Raw genomic sequence first — 18,411 nt, 5'->3', positions numbered from 1 at the left:
TAACTTAATGTGGAAGATTTAAGGTAAATTGATAAACCAAAAGGTTGACCTCTGGCGATTTAATTGTAAAACTAAGGTTAATTATTGCTCACATTTGTTTAGTAAAAATTAAATTTAGTGGTCAAAAGTTCGAGATACATAGATTGGTAATATGGCAAAGTGGCATTACCAATTAAATTGTAGTATGTTTATATTAATTACTGGCTTTAACATAAAACTTACCAACATTTTACAATTAATCGGAGATTGTAGTCACAACAGACCCGATAATCGTCGATGTTCAAAGGGTTATGAGAGAACACACAACACAACACACACGGGGAAAACCAATGGGACACAAACTTTCTAAAATAACCTTGGCGCTGCTGTCTGCATCGGCAATAAACTATACTGCCACGGTAAATGCTCAAGAAGCGCCGGCAGCAGATGCGGGCACTGAAATTATAGAAGTGTCTGGTATTCGTTCATCATTAGTAAGTGCCCTTAATGAAAAACGCAATACTGACAACTTAACCGAAATTATCATCGCAGATGATATTGGTAAGCTTCCTGACCAAAACTTAGCAGAAGTACTTGAAAATATTACCGGTATTCAAATTACTCGTACCGCCGGTGTTGGCACGGGTGTGCAAATACGTGGTTCAAACGCTAACCGTGTCGAAATTAACGGTGTATCCACGGTAGGTTCAGGTGCTGGTCGTAACGGCATAAGCTTTGAAGACATTAACCCCGCAATTATTGCTGCAGTTGAAGTGACCAAAGCGCCAGAAGCTAGCACAATTGAAGGCTCTGTAGGTGGTACCATCAACTTGCGTACTATACGCCCACTTGAACTGACCGACTCACTTGCAAAGATTCGCGTGCAATATGAAGACAGTAGCTTGAGTACTGAAAGCGCATCACCCCGTTTTTCTGGCGCTTTCGGCGACAACTGGGAAACGGATGCAGGTCGATTCGGTTTTGTTATCAGCGGAAGTTATACTGAACAAGAAGCGGTTTCATTTCGCCCTCGTGCTGACCGTGACAATCTAGCAACGCTCCCGGATGGTAGCCAATTTCAAGGCATTCAGTTCTTAGTACAAGAGCAAGAAAACAATGACTACGAGACAACTAACCTTGCAACCACCTTCGAGTTTGCGCCCAACGATAACATGAAGTTTTACTTCGATGCGATTATCAACAAACAAGAACGTAGCCAAGACGCTTACCGACTGCAAGCATCTGGTGTGGCTGAGCTGCGAAACGCTCCAGGCAGCATTCCCTCTGCTTTCGAAACGATTAATTATGGCACCATTGGTGGTACAAATATCGGCTCTTTTCAAGCGGCCCTTATCGGCAACATTGAGCCAGACTTAGACCTTGATGATGATGATCCAAATTTACGTTTCTCAAGCGATACTGGTGCACGCGTTACAGACAGCGAAGTGTTTGTGCTAGGTGGTGAATGGCAGGGCGACAATTTAAAGATCAGCGCTGAAATCTCTTCTTCTAGCGCTGATACAGTTAACCCCAATCTGAGTACTACATTAAACTTTATCAACCCTGGTTGCCCGCTAGACGCATCAAGTAACGATAACTGTGTACCCTTTAGATATGATTTGTCGGGTAATTCACTGGCATTTGGCATCAACTTTGATTCACCATTTGCACCCGCCCCAGAAGATTTAACAAACCCTAATAATGTTGTGTTAGACCAGGTGATTGTGGGTCGTGACACCACCGATAACAAAGAGAATGCATTGCGGGTTGACTTTGAATATTTCGTTGACCAAATTGATTATATTAATTCGATTGATTTCGGTGTGCGTTACAACAAATCTTCACATGAATTTCAAGATGTAGCAGATAATATTGGTGGGTTCAGTCAAATGGTTGATAGCCCAAATGGCGCGCTATTTTCAGAGCTGCTTGTTAGAGGTCCAAACAACTTTGGCGACGGAGACGGTAGAAGCTTATTTATTTCAGATTTCTTACTTATAGATCCAGACCGCGCATTTAGCGATCCTCAGGGCGTGATCGATATACTACAAAATGCGGTCATTGCGCATGACCCAGACAGCCCCGATATTTTAAACTTGCGTTCAAATGATACGGCTTTCCGTTCAATTGACGAAACCACCACTGCACTTTATGCCCAAGCAAATTTTGAATTTGGCGAAATGGTGCGCGGTAACTTTGGCGTACGTTATATTGAAACTGACATTGACTCGACTGGCTTTAATCCTGAAGGTGCGCTTGAAACCACTAGTGGAAGTTACGATTTTATCCTTCCTAGAATTAACGTCGTGGTAACCCCTCATGATGATGTATTGGTTCGTATCGGTTATGGCATGGATGTTAGACGTCCTGGTTTTAATCAGCTGGGCACCGGCTTTACTAGAGATACTCAAGAAAACTCTGCAATTGCACTAGGTAACCCTGGTTTAGAGCCAGAAGAAGTGACTTCTTTTGACATTGGTGTTGAATGGTACTTTGCTGAGGCTGCAGTTGTCAGTGTTGGTTACTTTAGAAAAGAGCGTACGAACATCTTTGGCAATGATTTTGAGGGCGCGCTATTGACTCCTAATGGCTCGGGTGGTTTCAATCGTGAAACAGATCCTAATTGTCCTGGCGGCGGTATCTTTAATCCGATTGTAGTGCCAAATGTATTAGGCGATCCTAATACTCTTGGTTTGTGTGTAGACAAGTCTACTCCGGGTAACGACCCAGAAACAACGACTCAAACCGGTATTGAAATGGCTGTTCAGTATGACCTTTCAGGTTTTGAAGATGACTTAGGTTGGGCATCTGGTTTTGGTGTGGTAGCAAACTATACTATTCAAGATTTCTCTGGTGGTTCGATTGTTGATACTACCTCAGGTCGCGGCCTAACCGTGTTAGGCGATGTTAGCATTGAGCGCGGCTTACTAGACTTCTCAGAAACGGCTTACAACTTTACCTTGTACTACGAGAAATATGGTATTTCAGCGCGTATGCGTTATACATGGCGTGAGGCCTTCCGCACGCAAGATTTCGCAGGCGGCGCTAACACCAGTGGAAGTAGTACGCTTAGTTTCCCTGCGGTTACAGCCGACAGAGGGCAACTTAACGCAAGTATTAATTATGACGTAAATGAGCAGTTAAATATTGGTATTGAAGCGGTCAACCTAACCGAAGAGCGCATTGACCAATACTGCGTTGCTGATAATACCTTACTATGTTTTGTAGGTCTTCCAGACCGTCGTATTACCCTAGGTGCTAGCTATCGTTTCTAGTATCGAGTAAGCGTACAATAATAAAAAAGGGATGCCATTCTAATGCGCATCCCTTTTTTATGTCGACGATAGTATTGCTGTCTATAGTATCTTGCCTAACACTTCTTCGTCTTGATATCGGTCTCACAATTTGCAGTTTTAAGCTGTTCATAGCATCCGAACCATTTATTTATGGTGCCGGTCTTTAGAGTAGTGCTCAAACGGGCTCAAGGTACTATTCATTATTACGTAAAGTAATAATTGGCGAGTAGATTTGACCTCGGTAATTTTATTTTAAATCAAATAAATAACGAGCGAGAAACACAAAGGCCATTAAGTACGTGAGCATGCTGACCTTTTTATATTCTCCTATGCCAACACGCATCCCAACATAGACGATAAAGCCCAAAGCGATCCCTTCGCTAATACTAAAGGTAAGCGGCATCGCAATTAATGCAACCGTAGCCGTGGCAACGCTGGGGAAGTCATCAAAATCGAGTTCTTTGATTGCATCCATCATAAAAATACCCACCATGACCAGTGCCGGAGTAGTGGCCATTAGCGGCACCGCTTGCATCAATGGCGATAAAAACAGTGCAAGTAAAAAGCATATCGCCACGACCACCGCGGTTAATCCAGTACGCCCGCCGGCAGCAACGCCTGCGGCAGATTCTACGTAGCTAGTCACAGGTGAGGTTCCCAGTGCTGCGCCAATCACACCAGCAGACGCGTCAGCACTCATTGCTTGCCCGAGCTTAGGTAGGTTGCCCTTATCGTCAACCAAATTAGCGCGCTTAGACACCCCAATCAGCGTGCCAATCGTATCGAACATATTCACGAACATTAGTGCAAAAATAAGATCCCACGTGGTAGCAAAGTTAACAATGGGATAGAGCAAATCCATAGCAAAAAAGGTCTCTGATATAGGTGCAGGAAGACCAACAATAGCGCTGGGGATCGGCGTAAGCTGTCCGCTCTCAGTACTTATAAAAATACCCGCTACACTGAGCAGTACAATAGAAATGAGGACAGCCCCGGTCACGTTTTTTGACACCAATACCAAAGTGACAATAATGCCTATGAACGCAAGTAATACGGCGGGCTCAGACAAATCACCGAGTGCCACAAACGTAGCAGGGTTGGCCACAATTAAGCCTGCATTTTTTAAGCCAATAAAAGCAATGAACAAACCTATTCCACACTGTACGCCGATTTTTAAGGCCGCTGGAATGGCACCTGCAATTTTTTGTCGCAGGCCAGAGAGCGTCAACAGTAAAAACAACACACCATTGTAAAACACAATGCCTAACGCTGCTTCCCAAGGGATTTCTCTTGCCATGCAAATGGTAAATGCGAAAAAGGCGTTTAGGCCCATACCGGGTGCCATTGCGATGGGATAGTTCGTGCGCCAGGCCATTAATAAAGTGCCTAAACAGGCTGCAAGTGCAGTTACGGTAATTAGGCCAGCGACGGGCATGCCGCTCAAACCTAAAATACTGGGGTTAACAATTAAGATATACGACATTGCCGCGAAGGTGGTTAAGCCAGCAATCACCTCTGTTTTGATAGTGGTGTTGTGAAGCGAGAGGGAAAATGTGCGTTCTAAGAAGCGCTCTATCATGCTCAGTCCTAAGTATTTTTGCTTTCAGTAGTGATATGCTTAACGGCGTAGATATTTTAATGCACAAGGATAACTGAAAATGCATCGAGTACCCGCTCTTTTTTGGCGCTTTGCTTTAATATTTGGCGTATGTCTGAGTCTTTTATTCAGCACTTATCAGGCCAGCGCGCAGGATTTCGGCCCCAGAGATTTTACAGGTCAAAAAAAATGGACGGCAATCGTCACCGCTTATGAGCCTGAAATTAAGGCAATTGATAGCGCGTTTTCTGCGATGCCCGATGCCAGTATTGATAGAGTAATGAATATTAAAGGTATTCGCTATCAGCTTGGTACATACAAAGACAAGCCCATCATCATTTTTACCACGGGCATTAGTGTGCCCAATGCGGCTATGACAATGCAGATGGCACTGGATTACTTTCCGATCGACACGGTCTTAATGATGGGGGTTGCAGGCGCAATAAACCCTATATTCGAACCAGGCGATATTGCTATCCCAGAGCGATGGTATTTTCATGACGAGTCTGTGTATGTTAATCCGGCCCCGAACCCAGCAAATAATAAGTCTGGGCCAGCGCAGCCTATTCTTAGCGAAAATAATCAATATGTATTGCCGGGCGATTATATTGCTGCCCTAGAAAGATATAAAGCAAGAGAGAGAATAGATCCTCATGCGCCTAAATATCAAAATTTTGGATGGTTGTTTCCAGACGAAGTTTCTATTGTAAAGAAGGGCTGGGACAAGCCAAGAAAAACCCCCTATTTTACCGCATCAGAGCCTTTGCTGAGGCATGCTCGCAATGCTGTAAAGAACATGCCACCCATTCAAATGCCTTCGGGAAAAGCGATTAAGGTTGCCATTGGTGGAAATGGCGTCACCGGTTCGGTGTTTGCAGATAACGCACAATATCGACTTTGGTTGGAAGCTGTGTATAGCGCGCAGGTGACAGAAATGGAGTCTGCGGCAGTGGCAATGGTATGTTTTGTTAACGAGGTTGACTGGTTGATCATTCGTTCAGTCAGTGACCTTGCCGGTGGTCAACATGGGCAAAACGAAGAAGACGTGTTTGATGCGATTGCTTCTGGTACCGGAACAAAACTGCTTATTGGGATCCTAGACGAATTAGTTAAGTAAACGCTTGCGCTTAAACAAAAACTTATGTTAGCGAAGCACGATGGTTGGCGGAATATAAGAAAATTGTATTCGCTTAAAACTGGATGGTGACAAAGCCACTGAAGGCACAGCGCAAAGCTCTGTGCCTTCAGTTTTTATTGTGTTTATCCAGCTAAATCACAGTTACATTTGGTACCTGAAGCCCAAATAAATCGTGCGCTCTGCCGCCGGCTCAATCCCGTCATTTCTGATCCGGCTAAAATAGTTGTCATCTAAAAGATTGTTTATTCCAGCCTGTATTGACCATGATTGATTAATTGCATAATCGGCACTCAAATCGAGTACTTGGTAGGCCGGTATTTCAGCATCGATTTGCTCAAAACCTGTGCCGCGCGACAGATTCGAATCTTGCCAAAATTGCTCATCAACCAAGGTCGCCGTTAAAGCCACGTTTACCTTATCTTGATTATAAATAAAGCCTGCACGCAGCAAGTAGTCGGGGGCAAAGCCTGGTGTGTTGCCAACGAGGGTGGCGTTGCTACTTTGCGTGATGCTAGCGTCGAGCAGTGAGCCATTTACAAATGCGATGAAGCTGTTGCCGTTATCCTGCTGATGAAAGAAGTCGTATTCTGCGCTAAATTCGATGCCTTGATGACGCGAATTACCCGTGTTAATGCGCTGCACGTCTGCAATATTGACCTGAATCTGCTCTACTTTATCTTCAAAGTCGATTCTAAATAAACTGAGGTCAAGATTGAGCCCTTCTATGACCATTGAGCGAAAGCCAACCTCGATATTTTGTGCTCTTGAGATATCGGGACCATTATCACCGGTAAGCTCCGCATTTGGATTAGCCAGATCATCAAAACGCTGCGGTCGATAAGACTCTGAAACGTTGGCATACAGTTCAGTTGAGCTATTCAGACGATAGGTGGCACCAATACCGTATAAAAGTTCATTGTTTGTTTGGTCAATATCAATGGCGTCGCGCTGCAAACTAGCGCGTTTGAGTGGTTCGAATAAGTCATAATTGACACGCTCGTATCGCAAGGTGGGCGCAATGCTGAAATCGCCAAATCGAAACAAGTTTTCGACAAAAATAGCTGAGTAGGTCATGACCCTGTCTTGGTCAAACAACAAGTCTTGCGGTCGTTGTTCATTTGAACGAATGGTATTGCTTACGTAGCGAGTACGCGGACTGTCGTCACGATACAAAGTTGTGCCAAGGGTAAATATATGGTCAGCACCCCATGCTTGCGCATATCTAAGATCAAAGCCTACCGTGGTAAATTCTTGCTGATCAATATTGGTGGATGTGGGCTCATCAGCCGGGTCGATAAATTCAGCGGAGCGTCGGCTGAAGCGGTCTTGGTATGAATACCATAGCTTGCCATTTAACGTTGCATCGCGGCTTAGCTGCTGGTCATAAGTTAATGATGCGATGACGCGATCTATTTCTATGCGGTTAAAAGGTGTATTGACCAAATTGCGATTTGCAGCAAATTCTGCAGAGCTTAGACGACCAGCTTCACCTGAATCAGATTGATAAATGTCCAAATCAAAGCCTATACGGACATCTTCAAATCCTTTGTAAGCGAGACCGATATAGCCTGAGTTAACTTCATAGTCCTCATTGGTGCGCGGTCCATCTGCTGAGCGATGATCGAAACTTGCCATAAAGCCAAAGTCGCCTTGAGCAAAACGTACTTCATTATAGGTGCTGTAAAACCCCTCACTACCAATGCTGTGTTCAGTCGATGCACTGTTTGTAATGTCGGCGCTCGCGCGGGTGGTGACTAAGTTAATAGTTGGTCCAATTTGCGGGCCATAAAGCAGGCCAGCACCGCCTCTGACAAACTCCGCTCTTTGAATGCGCTGAGCAGGCGGTAAGTAATAAATAGTTGCATAACCGAACATATCTGACGCTAATGGAATGCCATTTTGGTAAAACGCGACAAACTCGGACTCGTGTGGATTGCCTAAACCACGATAGTTGACATTGTAGATACTAGGAATTTTTTGGTCGGAGACAAACAAGCCGGGCAAGCGAGAAAAAACCTGACGCAGGTTAGGCTCAACAAAAGTAGGCTGCAGTTGCAAATCAATTACCGATACTTTTTTACCAGCTAAAATCTTTCCGTCTTCGATGGCGCTGATATTGAACGGAAAGGGCTGATTAGCGACCGAGTCGCCCTTAATTTCGATACGCTCTATATCGCTTTGCTGAGGATCAGCCTGCACTGCGGCGCTAGTGTAAAACGAGTTGATAAGTAAGACCGCCGCAATGCTCGTTGCGATAGTTGTATGTGTAAACATCTAATTCTCCCTTATTGAATATATATGCGAATAACAATCATTGTCATTTACATTAAAATGTAATGCAAGGGATCAAAAGAATTTTTTTTAATATGTGTTTTGGAAAATAATTGCTACAGGTGGATAAAGTAGCTGCTGTTTAGCGCTTTCGTGCGGGCTTGTACTGAGTAGAGCAATAGCCTCTAGATACATCGGGGCTGCGAAGTTTACCGTGTTTTGTTTTGCGGCCAGAGACGCGTTCGCGCCAGTTGTTGAAGGTTTTGCGCTTTATACTTGAGCGCATTAACGCTATTACCTGAGGCTCGCTCAAACCATATAGTCTCTCGATTGCTTCAAAGGGCGTTCTGTCTTCCCAAGCCATCTCAATCACACGAGATTTGTCTGTTTCGCTTAATGCGAGCTTGTCTGTCATGCTTCCTCAGGGTGTGCAAGTTATTGTTGATTAGTGATATCAATAGTTGTTACGCAAACGGCCGTATTCAGATTACCCATAAGGTCAATTTATGTATTTGATCTTATACAGCCTGCTTTACAGAGCCTTTCATGTTTGCTTGATTGATGTGGCTAAATCGTTTTTCGTTAATTAAATTTAGAAGCTCGCTGGCGGCTACTGCATCTGACATAGCTCGATGATGACGCTCCATATCAATCTCAAAATGCCGTGTAAGGTTGGCTAATGAATATGATTTAATGCCTTTATAATATTTTCGCATTTGCTGAACCGTACACAGCTTTGGACGCCTCCAAAAGCGTTCTAGCTGCGCAAACTCTTGTTTGATAAAGCCGTAATCAAAGTTCACATTATGAGCCACAAAAATGCAGTCTTGAGTGAACTTCTCTACCTCATCAGCAACGTCAGCAAATATGGGTGCATCTTTGACCATGTCATTATCGATGCCGGTTAGTGCCGTAATATTTGAGGGTATGCGGCGCTGAGGGTTAATCAAGCTTTGCCAGCGCTCTATAATTTTGCCCGCCTGCATCTTTACCATGCCAATTTCGGTAATTTTATGATTACCTGCTCGGCCGCCAGTCGTCTCAATGTCTACAACAACATAAGGCTGATTAGGGTCAATAATAAAATCGACGGTGGTGATACGAACATCAAATCCGCAGTCGCGTAAAGATTTGATGCAGCTTAGCTGATTTCGCCTCAGTACATCGCCTTCACCCTTGATTTCTTCAAACCGCAATTTGCCCGCTTCAAGTACCATGATATCTGGAAACCCGTCATGACTGGCCTGCCAATCTTGGCTCATACGCAGCAGTTGAGCCATTATGGCACTCGGTGAAAGGTGCTCAACCAATATCGACAGCTGCGCTAACATGTCACTGCGCCAGTGGAATATTCCCTGTCTTTTGCCGTAGTATTGGGTCGCGTTTTTGTGAAGCAAGCGCATCAATGCATTGGGTTGTTTGAGACTATCTAGCTTGAGATGTATTGCCTCGCCTGCAGCTTGATAAAAGTTATTTTTCTTTAGACACATCGGCATGACGTCAAACTCTGTGGCGAGTCCTAGGCCTGGGGTCTCAAAAAGTTCCTGCCAAAAGACCAGGCCGAATAAGCTTCGCCAGAGCGTATTCTCGGTTCGGTAAGCAGTGATCTCTTGTTGTGCATAGTATGCTATTACGCCGCGCTCAACCCCGCCTTTATGTACCTCATCTAGTTGCAGATGTTGATTTCCCTCTCTTAGCATATCGGTGAGTATACTCGTGCGTTTTTGTTGGTATTTACGCGCCAAAAAGTCTTCAGCAAAGGCCAGCAGGCGGTCACTGATGGGATTGTCGATAATTTTTTCTAAATGGGTTTGCACAAGCTTCGGATCGAGAACTTTATAGGCTTCTCGACACCATTTTTCTTGCGCTTGTTCAGACTCCGTTTCTTTTAACAAACTGAGCGCTTTTGTTTGATTAAAGTCCAACATGCCGGTGGCTAGTTCGTAAACTGCTGCATTGTGTTTTTCTTGTGCTGCTGCGCCTTGGGCTTTTGGAAGTTGAGCAAGCAAACCTTCGACTATGTGATAGGAATCGAGGGGTTGACGCCGGACTTTCGATAAATACTTAGAAAGCATAAAACTGCTTAATGCCGCATCTTTACAATCAAACCTAGCTTGCATTTGGGCCTGCTCTTCGCGTGTATTCATTACCCCAAGATCGCGCAGCGAGAACTGATTTAATCGAGATTTTGTATTGCCAAAATATAGGAACAAAAAATAATCGATGATTGGATCGACTTTGCGCATCACGAAGCTATTCACCGCCATTGATTGTGCATATGCGTCTTCCGGAAGATGATCAAATGCTCTAAGCAGTGTCGATTTGGCTGCGCTTTTGTTGATCGTGGGAGTATCTGTCTGCGCAGATTCGCAATATACCTCGTAAAGTTCATCTTTCGTCAGGCAGTTCAACCAGTCAGGCATGTCTTCTATCGCAGGGTGTGCTAGCCAGCCCAAGTCAATTAACTGCTCGATAAGCTCAGCAATGTTGGGTAATTCGGCAAAGCGTAAGGAGCTAATTTTTACTGCCGAGGTTTTTCGATTGATGCATCTAACCAGCGTGCACTGTTGTGCTTTCGTTGCCTGATGAAAAGCATTTAAAAAAGCGTGATGTTGAGGGTGCAATAGCGACGCACAAGGGCCCTCAACAAATTCTAAAAACTCGTAAAAGTGCGTTAAATAGTAAAATGTAGGCAGCTTTCGCATCGGCTGACCTTTTTAAAGGTGAATAATTTAGTCGGCTTAGTGTATGAAATTGCTGTTTAAAAATACAGTATTAAATTGGCGGCTCGTTATATTTGCAAAAACGCTTGTTAATAGTCGTGTTGTCTAAATTTTTCTTGAATCGAGTACTTATTTCGCGCAATGAGCAACATTGTTATATTAGTGCCTACTTGCTTACTCTTTGCTTGCTAACCCACTCAAAATGACAGCGAAGCTTTGGATCATTTTGGAGTTGATCAAATGTACAAAAATGTTTAGCCAGCTCCATTTCTGTATAGGTGCTATGAATGCCATCATGGCATAGGCGACAAATGTCGATGCCCTGAGCGAGGATTTCTTTATTAAAGTTTTTCTTAAAAAAAGTGCGCCGATGCATCTTTTTTGGGATCAGATGATGAAAGGTCAAATCTATCGTTCGCCTGCAAAAATCGCAGCAACCTTGGCGGGGTCTGCGAGGATAGTTTTTTGTGTACGGCTTTTCGCTGTTCATAGGGTATTAAACGATGGTCGCAAAGCACGAGATCAGCGAAGATTGATACATGCTACAAACGATTAATTCCCACTTTATACTGTCGAAAGTCGTTTAGTTTCCGTGAAATTGGCTTGGTTTCAGGCATTTAGCTCTGAGACTTTGGTCGATCAACAATTCTGTAAAAAGGAATTTACATCTTGTTTGCATTCAAAGAAAAACCGCTGATTTTTATCTTTAATTAATTTAACTATCTGAAATATATGAATTTAATTAAATTTAAATGCTTAGACGATGGTTGTAATACTAAAATCTCATACGAGATTTGGAAAAACACTCTTTCTATTTCTCCTATTCATTAAGCCAGTCCTCCTCTTTACATTGAGTCGCAATTGCTTAGTTCCACACAACACACATAGGACGACATATGAACAACACATTTCGCAAAACAATTGCCGCACTAGCAGTAATCTCTGGCTTGGGTGCGACAAGCGCGCAAGCAGTAGAAATCTTTTCTTCTACCGTTGACGATAAAACCACTAAGGTTGCTATTGGCGGGTATGTAAAAGTCGATGTAAGACATGTAAATGGGGACATTGGTTATCAAGACTATTGGGTAGCCAACTTACCTGGTGGGCAGGCTATTGAAACTAATAAAACGGGCTTTAACATACGTGAGTCGCGTCTAAACTTTAAAATTACGCACGGCGACGTGAGCGGTTTTTTTGAATTAGATATGTACGGCGGCGGCGGTAACGAAGTTATCAGTAACTCCTCTAACCCCCGCTTACGCTTATTCTATATTCAATACAAAAACTGGATGGTTGGTCAAAATTGGAGCACATTTATGCCCCTTCATGCCCTTCCAGAGGCCCTAGATTTTGGTGGACCGCATGTTGGTGAAGTGTTCGTGCGTGATGTGCAGATTCGCTACACGTACGGCAACTGGCAGTTTGCTATTGAAAACCCAGAAACTAACGGTGATGGCGATAGTGGCACACCTGCTAGCGCAGTCGGTTTAAGCGGGGCAGAAGCGGATCCTGATGAATCTGTTCCAGATTTTGTTGTTCGTTACAATGCAAGTGGAGACTGGGGTGTCGCTTCAGCGGGTGTATTAGTGCGTAAAGTCGACCAAGGCGGCTTAGACGAAATGGCGATTGCTGGGAATATTGCTGCAAAAATAAAACTATCGGGTAAAGATGACTTCCGTTTCCAAGTATCGGTAGGTGACCCTGGTCGCTACGTCGCAGCAGGCATGACGCCTGATATTGTAACCAACCCTGATAATGATGAAGTCGAAGTAGAAAGTACCATTGCCTATGCCGTTTCCTATCGTCATTTTTGGACAGATACCATGCGCTCTACTGTGTTTTATGGTGCTGCACAGACCGATATTTTAGATCGTGATCGCTCTCATTGGGGGGTTAATATCTTAGAGAATATTAACGAAGACTTAGAAGTTGGGCTAGAGTTTGGTAATTATGCGATTGATGACGCAGCACTTGATGCAATCGACTCAAACTATCTACAATTTTCAGCCAAAATGACCTTCTAAATGAGTTGTTAGATGTTATTTTCAGTCGTAACTTGAAGCCAGCGTTTTGCTGGCTTTTTTTTGCTTAACATTAAGCAAGATGTATAAAACTCCTTCAATTAAAAAAATAGTTGTTAAAAAGATGGTGCAATTATTAAATTCCTTTACTAGACAATTGCTTGCATATTTTGGTCGTAAAAAGCCATTGCCTTAGATTCACTTATCATTAGTATTGCCGATGAAGTATCCATGTAAGGAGCACATGGAATGAATCATTACTACGGAGATGAATATGCAGCAATCTAATAAAACATCTATAGAAATCATGGACATAGTGACTGACTTTGCCACAAAAATTGGTCAGCTAGCTCTGGTTTGTTTAGTCCTTTCTTTATTGGCAAGCTTAGGTTACTAGTTGTCGTTAACAGTGCGATATATATGATATTACTGAAGGATGTCGCAAGGCAGGGCACGCAGCAGTTGTGAGTGTTGTGTTAATATCATAAGTCCCATATGCCTAATTAGGCCCACTTGCGCCGCATACACACGCTACGCTAATAGAAGTATTCTTTCTTATCTTCAAACGCCTCTTTTAAGTGCTCGATGAGGCATTTAAGCTTTTTATCTGGTTGTTTAGATTTAGGGTACACAGCATAGATCCCCAAATGCTTAGAAACATAATTTTGCAGCAAATTTATTAACTTTCCATTCACCAATTCATCATGAACGAGTGCTCTAGGCACGTAAGCAATACCAAAGTCTGATAGAGCCGCTTGGCGCAGAGAATCCAAATTATTGGTGTGAAAACGTCCCTTAACCTGTACATTTGTTTCAAACCCCTTGGTGTGAAATTTCCATGTTTCAGGTCCGCTCCCTTCATTTTTATAAATTAAACATTGATGTTGTTGAAGGTCTTTAGGCGTCAAAATCGCACCATGATCATGCAAATATTTCGGCGTTGCACAAACAATCCATTGAGAATCTATCAGTCGTCTTGCGACTAAAGATGAGTCAGCTAAGTCGGCTGTGCGGATCGCTAAATCAAAACCATCAGCAACTAAATCCACAAAGCGATTACTAACCGAAAGCTCGATTTCTACATCGGGATATATCTTGCAAAACTCAGCAAGGGCGGCACTTAAGACCAATCTTACAGAAACCGCAGGCGCGGTGATTTTTAGCTTGCCCTTGATTTCATTTGAGTAAGATGTGACATTGCTTTGGGCGTTTTCTAACATGGTTTTTGCTAGCTTAGCTTGCTCATAAAGCGCGCTTCCGGCCTCAGTAAGATTGAGTCGACGAGTAGTACGATATAGGAGCTGCACGTTTAACGCGTCTTCTAAACGACTGATGCGTTTACTGACCACAGAGTTGGTTAATTCTAATTTATCAGCGACCTTAGAAAAGGAACCTTCTTCCACAACATTCACAAAAAGAAAGATATCGTCAGCTTTAGCCATGAGGCCTCATTATGTCAAAAAAGGAAATAATATAGTTATATTTCTATATATATCAGCAAAAGCCAGCACAGTACAGTGGCTTACCTTCGCTATCTAACACACTGTTTACATTTTTAAAACAAGATAGCAACCACTCAACAACCATTCACATTCAATGGGGTAGACAAATGAATATTGCTGTTTTGGGCGTTTTAGCGCTTTTACCGATTATAACTGCAGGTGTTTTATTGCTTGGGCTGCAATGGCCAGCCAAGCGAGCAATGCCGGTGGTATTGATTGTCACAACACTGTTGGCAGTGTTTGTATGGGACATGTCTACCACTAGGGTACTTGCTTCCATGCTGCAAGGGGTTGTGATCACCGGTTCGGTGCTGTGGATCGTATTTGGCGCGATATTTTTGCTCAATACCTTACAACACACTGGCGCAATTCAAACTATTCGCCGCGGTTTCACAAATGTATCGCCCGATAGACGTGTACAAGCGATTATCATTGCATGGTGTTTCGGTACCTTTATAGAAGGTGCATCTGGATTTGGAACGCCGGCTGCCATCGCAGCACCACTACTCGTAGCAATTGGATTCCCAGCCCTCGCAGCAGTGCTTATGGGAATGTTGATCCAAAGCACGCCGGTCTCGTTTGGAGCGGTAGGCACCCCTATTATCATTGGCGTCAATAACGGCTTAGATACCACGGCGATTGGCGTTCAGTTAGCTTCTCAGGGTTGGACATGGGCTGAATATTTACAGTTGATTACAACGCAGGTCGCAATCATTCATGCTGTAATCGGCACGTTTATGCCTGTGATTATGGCAATGATGTTGACCCGTTTCTTTGGTGCGAATAAATCGTGGAAAGAAGGACTTGCAATTATGCCTTTCGCGATTTTTGCCGGACTTTCATTTACCATACCTTATGCGTTAACAGGCATGTTCTTAGGCCCTGAGTTCCCGTCTTTACTCGGTGGATTAGTCAGTATGGCAGTTGTGGTGTTTGCAGCAAAACGTGGGTTCTTGATGCCTAAAACTAACTGGGATTTCCCTGCTAAATCTAGCTGGTTACCCGGATGGATGGGTTCGCTTGAAATAAAGCAAGACGATATTAATGCGCCAACAACGGTTTCTCCTTTTGTAGCTTGGGTTCCCTATTTAATCGTGGCGATATTGTTGGTGTGTTCAAGAGTATTTGGCGAATTTAAAGCCTTATTAAACGCGGTGACCTTGTCATTTTCGAATATCCTCGGTGAAGCTGGCGTATCGGCTGCGTTTAGCCCGCTATACTTACCTGGGGGTTTGTTAGTTATCGCCGCATTGACCGCGCTATTTCTGCAGGCTAAATCAGGCAACAAAACACAGGTATTTAAATCTGCCTTTGTTGACTCAAGTAAAACCATCATTGGTGCTGGCTTTGTGTTGATATTCACCATCCCAATGGTGCGCTTATTCATTAACTCTGGTGTGAATTTATCAGATGTGCCCAGTATGCCGATGGCAGGAGCGGCATTATTTGCTGACGTTTTTGGCACTGCATTCCCATTGATCAGTCCGACGATTGGTGCTTTAGGCGCGTTTATTGCCGGCTCCAATACAGTATCTAATATGATGTTTAGCCAGTTCCAGTTCGAAGCAGCAATGGCATTAAGCTTATCACCGGCATTAATTGTTGCTGCACAAGCAGTGGGAGCAGCAGCCGGTAATATGATAGCAATTCATAATGTGGTTGCTGCATCGGCTACGGTTGGCCTGCTTGGACAAGAGGGAGCCACGCTTCGTAAAACGGCGCTACCGACTATTTATTATGTTATTTTTGCAGGCGCTATTGCCTTGCTAGCAGGTTACGGTCTGACATTGACAGACCCATTAATCGGTTTTGTAGGTTAATAGTACCTTTGATTGACACGCAGCATGGTGTTGCGTTAGCACCACATAAGAAGTGAGGACAAACATGAGCAGCGATGCACTAATTGCAAAATTTGCCGATGTTATAGGGAAACAAAATGTCGCGGTAGGCCTTAAAAAGACCGAGTACTATCGCACGGGCTGGCGTTCAGGCGGCGGCTCTGCCTTGGCAGTTTTGTTCCCTAAGTCCTTGCTAGCATTTTGGCAGTTACTCGAAATTTGCGTTGAACACGACTGCATTATGATCATGCAGGCTGCAAATACAGGTCTCACTGAAGGCTCAACCCCCAGTGGTAATGATTACGACCGTGAAGTGGTCGTAATCAACACCTTAGCGATGGACGATCTCGTTATACTAGGTAAAGGTGAGCAAGTGATAGGTTTTCCGGGCACTACCTTACACAAGCTCGAAAAAACCTTAAAACCACTGAATAGAGCCCCTCATTCAGTCATCGGTTCGTCTAGTTTAGGCGCGTCAATGGTGGGTGGAGTGGCAAACAACTCAGGTGGCGCGTTAGTTAAGCGTGGTCCAGCCTATACTGAATTATCGGTGTATGCATGGGTAAATGAACAAGGCGAACTGTCGCTGGTGAATCACTTGGGGATTGATTTAGGTGATAGCCCTGAAACCATACTGAAAAATTTGCAAAGCGGAAACTTTGACTTAAATGATTTAAGTACAAGCGCAAAGGCGTCTGCCTCCGACTATCCTGATTTATTGAGAGATGTCGATGCCGATACACCAAGTCGGTTTAATGCTGATGAAACTCGACTATTTGAAGCCAGTGGCTGTGCCGGTAAAGTGGCAGTATTCGCTGTACGGCTCGATACATTTGATGTACCAAAGCAAGAACAAGCATTTTATATCGGCACCAACGACCCACTGGTGCTGACCAAGCTTCGCAGAGAAATGCTCAGTAATTTTAAAAATTTGCCTGAAGTGGGCGAATATATGCATCGCGATATCTTTAGCATTGCAGAGAAATATGGCAAAGATACCTTTTTAAGTGTCAAACATTTAGGCACCGACGCAATGCCCAAATTGTTCGCCATAAAAGGCAGAGCCGATGCGATACTCAATAAAATTGGGTTTCTACCTAACTACATGTGTGATCGTATCATGCAGCTTGTCGCAAAGTGTTTTCCTCAACATCTACCGAAGCGAATGATGCAATATCATAGCGACTATGAGCATCACCTGATTCTAAAAATGAGCGATGAAGGTATCGCTGAAGCTCAATCATTTTTGAAAGACTTTTTCGCTGATGAGTCGAATCAGGGTGATTACTTTGAGTGTAATAGTGAAGAAGCAACAAGTGCTTTTTTACATCGCTTTGCTGCTGCCGGAGCCGCCGTTCGATACCATACGCTGTATAGCAAGAAAGTCGGTGACATTCTTGCCTTGGACATTGCGCTTAAGCGCAATGAGGTCAATTGGGTGGAACAACTTCCTCAACATATTCAAGACCAAATTGATGTGTCGCTCTATTATGGTCACTTTTTTTGCCATGTTTTTCATCAAGACTACGTGCTTAAAAAAGGTGCAGACGCACACGCGGTCAAGTCTGCGATGTTAGAAGTGCTTGATGGACGCGGCGCAAAATATCCAGCTGAGCATAATGTAGGGCATCTGTATAAAGCTGATGCGCCTCTGCAAAAATTTTATCAAACGCTGGACCCTACCAATAGCTTTAACCCTGGCGTAGGAAAAATGAGCAAACATAAACGTAATTGCGCGTGTTGCCTTTAAGTGACGCCTGATATTGCGAGTTCTCCATTTTATTCGTAAATAAAAGAACCACCTTGGTATTTTTTCAGTAATCACTATCAACTGGAAGTAAACGAGGCGGTTATGAGCTTAACGCGCGCTGAGAAATTTGAATGTCCGTATTGTATGACCTACAACGACATTGAAGTTGACGAAGACAACGATATTGGTCAACAACAAATAGTAGATTGTCAAATCTGCTGTTCACCAATAGAGGTGCTCATTACAGATAACGGCTTTGGACTAGAAATCATTGCTAAACGAGATGATGAGTAGCT

At 43.7% G+C, this 18,411-nt stretch carries 12 protein-coding genes; 7 read left to right on the top strand and 5 right to left on the bottom strand.

The genetic code is table 11. From position 1 onward, the window contains the following. Positions 1 to 329: 329 nt before the first annotated feature. Complete coding sequence (locus tag AB9H30_RS10945) at positions 330 to 3,254, top strand: TonB-dependent receptor (protein WP_371194704.1); 2,925 nt, start codon at positions 330 to 332, stop codon at positions 3,252 to 3,254. A gap of 268 nt (positions 3,255 to 3,522) precedes the next feature. On the opposite strand, the gene AB9H30_RS10940 is transcribed toward AB9H30_RS10945, so the two are convergent. Further along, positions 3,523 to 4,854: an NCS2 family permease gene (locus tag AB9H30_RS10940; RefSeq protein WP_371194703.1), complete on the bottom strand. Its 1,332-nt coding sequence runs from the start codon at positions 4,852 to 4,854 to the stop codon at positions 3,523 to 3,525. Between the two features lie 79 nt (positions 4,855 to 4,933). Here AB9H30_RS10940 and AB9H30_RS10935 point away from each other — a divergent pair, with 79 nt between their 5' ends. Next, on the top strand, positions 4,934 to 5,989 hold the full coding sequence (locus AB9H30_RS10935; protein WP_371194702.1) for a purine phosphorylase: 1,056 nt from the start codon (positions 4,934 to 4,936) through the stop codon (positions 5,987 to 5,989). Positions 5,990 to 6,151: 162 nt separating this feature from the next. Here AB9H30_RS10935 and AB9H30_RS10930 read toward each other — a convergent pair whose 3' ends face one another. The 3 genes from AB9H30_RS10930 to AB9H30_RS10920 all read right to left on the bottom strand — a co-directional run bounded on the left by AB9H30_RS10930 (position 6,152) and on the right by AB9H30_RS10920 (position 10,986). Further along, on the bottom strand, positions 6,152 to 8,284 hold the full coding sequence (locus tag AB9H30_RS10930) for a TonB-dependent receptor family protein (RefSeq protein ID WP_371194701.1): 2,133 nt from the start codon (positions 8,282 to 8,284) through the stop codon (positions 6,152 to 6,154). A gap of 139 nt (positions 8,285 to 8,423) precedes the next feature. Further along, positions 8,424 to 8,696: a TIGR03643 family protein gene (locus AB9H30_RS10925; RefSeq protein ID WP_371194700.1), complete on the bottom strand. Its 273-nt coding sequence runs from the start codon at positions 8,694 to 8,696 to the stop codon at positions 8,424 to 8,426. 103 nt (positions 8,697 to 8,799) lie between these two features. After that, positions 8,800 to 10,986 carry an exonuclease domain-containing protein gene (locus AB9H30_RS10920; protein WP_371194699.1) on the bottom strand — a complete coding sequence of 729 codons (2,187 nt, stop codon included), beginning with the start codon at positions 10,984 to 10,986 and terminating at the stop codon, positions 8,800 to 8,802. A gap of 914 nt (positions 10,987 to 11,900) precedes the next feature. On the opposite strand from AB9H30_RS10920, the gene AB9H30_RS10915 reads away from it, so the two are divergent. Both AB9H30_RS10915 and AB9H30_RS10910 read left to right on the top strand, forming a co-directional pair. After that, complete coding sequence (locus AB9H30_RS10915; protein WP_371194698.1) at positions 11,901 to 13,028, top strand: DcaP family trimeric outer membrane transporter; 1,128 nt, start codon at positions 11,901 to 11,903, stop codon at positions 13,026 to 13,028. Positions 13,029 to 13,299: 271 nt separating this feature from the next. Continuing rightward, entirely contained in the window at positions 13,300 to 13,422 is a 123-nt protein-coding gene (locus tag AB9H30_RS10910; protein ID WP_371194697.1) for a hypothetical protein, read from the top strand. A gap of 139 nt (positions 13,423 to 13,561) precedes the next feature. Here AB9H30_RS10910 and AB9H30_RS10905 read toward each other — a convergent pair whose 3' ends face one another. Continuing rightward, entirely contained in the window at positions 13,562 to 14,467 is a 906-nt protein-coding gene (locus AB9H30_RS10905; protein WP_371194696.1) for a LysR family transcriptional regulator, read from the bottom strand. A gap of 167 nt (positions 14,468 to 14,634) precedes the next feature. Here AB9H30_RS10905 and AB9H30_RS10900 point away from each other — a divergent pair, with 167 nt between their 5' ends. The 3 genes from AB9H30_RS10900 to AB9H30_RS10890 all read left to right on the top strand — a co-directional run bounded on the left by AB9H30_RS10900 (position 14,635) and on the right by AB9H30_RS10890 (position 18,409). Next, positions 14,635 to 16,347, top strand: a complete 1,713-nt coding sequence (locus AB9H30_RS10900; protein WP_371194695.1) for an L-lactate permease — start codon at positions 14,635 to 14,637, stop codon at positions 16,345 to 16,347. 64 nt (positions 16,348 to 16,411) lie between these two features. Further along, entirely contained in the window at positions 16,412 to 18,115 is a 1,704-nt protein-coding gene (gene dld / locus AB9H30_RS10895) for a D-lactate dehydrogenase (protein WP_371194694.1), read from the top strand. Between the two features lie 102 nt (positions 18,116 to 18,217). After that, positions 18,218 to 18,409, top strand: a complete 192-nt coding sequence (locus AB9H30_RS10890) for a CPXCG motif-containing cysteine-rich protein (protein WP_371194693.1) — start codon at positions 18,218 to 18,220, stop codon at positions 18,407 to 18,409. Positions 18,410 to 18,411: the final 2 nt, after the last annotated feature.

This window comes from Glaciecola sp. SC05, from assembly GCF_041380235.1.
In the GTDB taxonomy this organism is placed as follows: domain Bacteria; phylum Pseudomonadota; class Gammaproteobacteria; order Enterobacterales; family Alteromonadaceae; genus Glaciecola.
The sequence above is the reverse complement of the archived record's forward strand: the minus strand, read 5'-3'. Positions and strand labels throughout refer to the sequence as shown.

Coding starts and splice junctions, on each gene's coding strand:
- AB9H30_RS10945 (WP_371194704.1), top strand. CDS start 330: ATGGGACACAAACTTTCTAAAATAACCTTGGCGCTGCTGTCTGCATCG.
- AB9H30_RS10940 (WP_371194703.1), bottom strand. CDS start 4,854: ATGATAGAGCGCTTCTTAGAACGCACATTTTCCCTCTCGCTTCACAAC.
- AB9H30_RS10935 (WP_371194702.1), top strand. CDS start 4,934: ATGCATCGAGTACCCGCTCTTTTTTGGCGCTTTGCTTTAATATTTGGC.
- AB9H30_RS10930 (WP_371194701.1), bottom strand. CDS start 8,284: ATGTTTACACATACAACTATCGCAACGAGCATTGCGGCGGTCTTACTT.
- AB9H30_RS10925 (WP_371194700.1), bottom strand. CDS start 8,696: ATGACAGACAAGCTCGCATTAAGCGAAACAGACAAATCTCGTGTGATT.
- AB9H30_RS10920 (WP_371194699.1), bottom strand. CDS start 10,986: ATGCGAAAGCTGCCTACATTTTACTATTTAACGCACTTTTACGAGTTT.
- AB9H30_RS10915 (WP_371194698.1), top strand. CDS start 11,901: ATGAACAACACATTTCGCAAAACAATTGCCGCACTAGCAGTAATCTCT.
- AB9H30_RS10910 (WP_371194697.1), top strand. CDS start 13,300: ATGCAGCAATCTAATAAAACATCTATAGAAATCATGGACATAGTGACT.
- AB9H30_RS10905 (WP_371194696.1), bottom strand. CDS start 14,467: ATGGCTAAAGCTGACGATATCTTTCTTTTTGTGAATGTTGTGGAAGAA.
- AB9H30_RS10900 (WP_371194695.1), top strand. CDS start 14,635: ATGAATATTGCTGTTTTGGGCGTTTTAGCGCTTTTACCGATTATAACT.
- dld (WP_371194694.1), top strand. CDS start 16,412: ATGAGCAGCGATGCACTAATTGCAAAATTTGCCGATGTTATAGGGAAA.
- AB9H30_RS10890 (WP_371194693.1), top strand. CDS start 18,218: ATGAGCTTAACGCGCGCTGAGAAATTTGAATGTCCGTATTGTATGACC.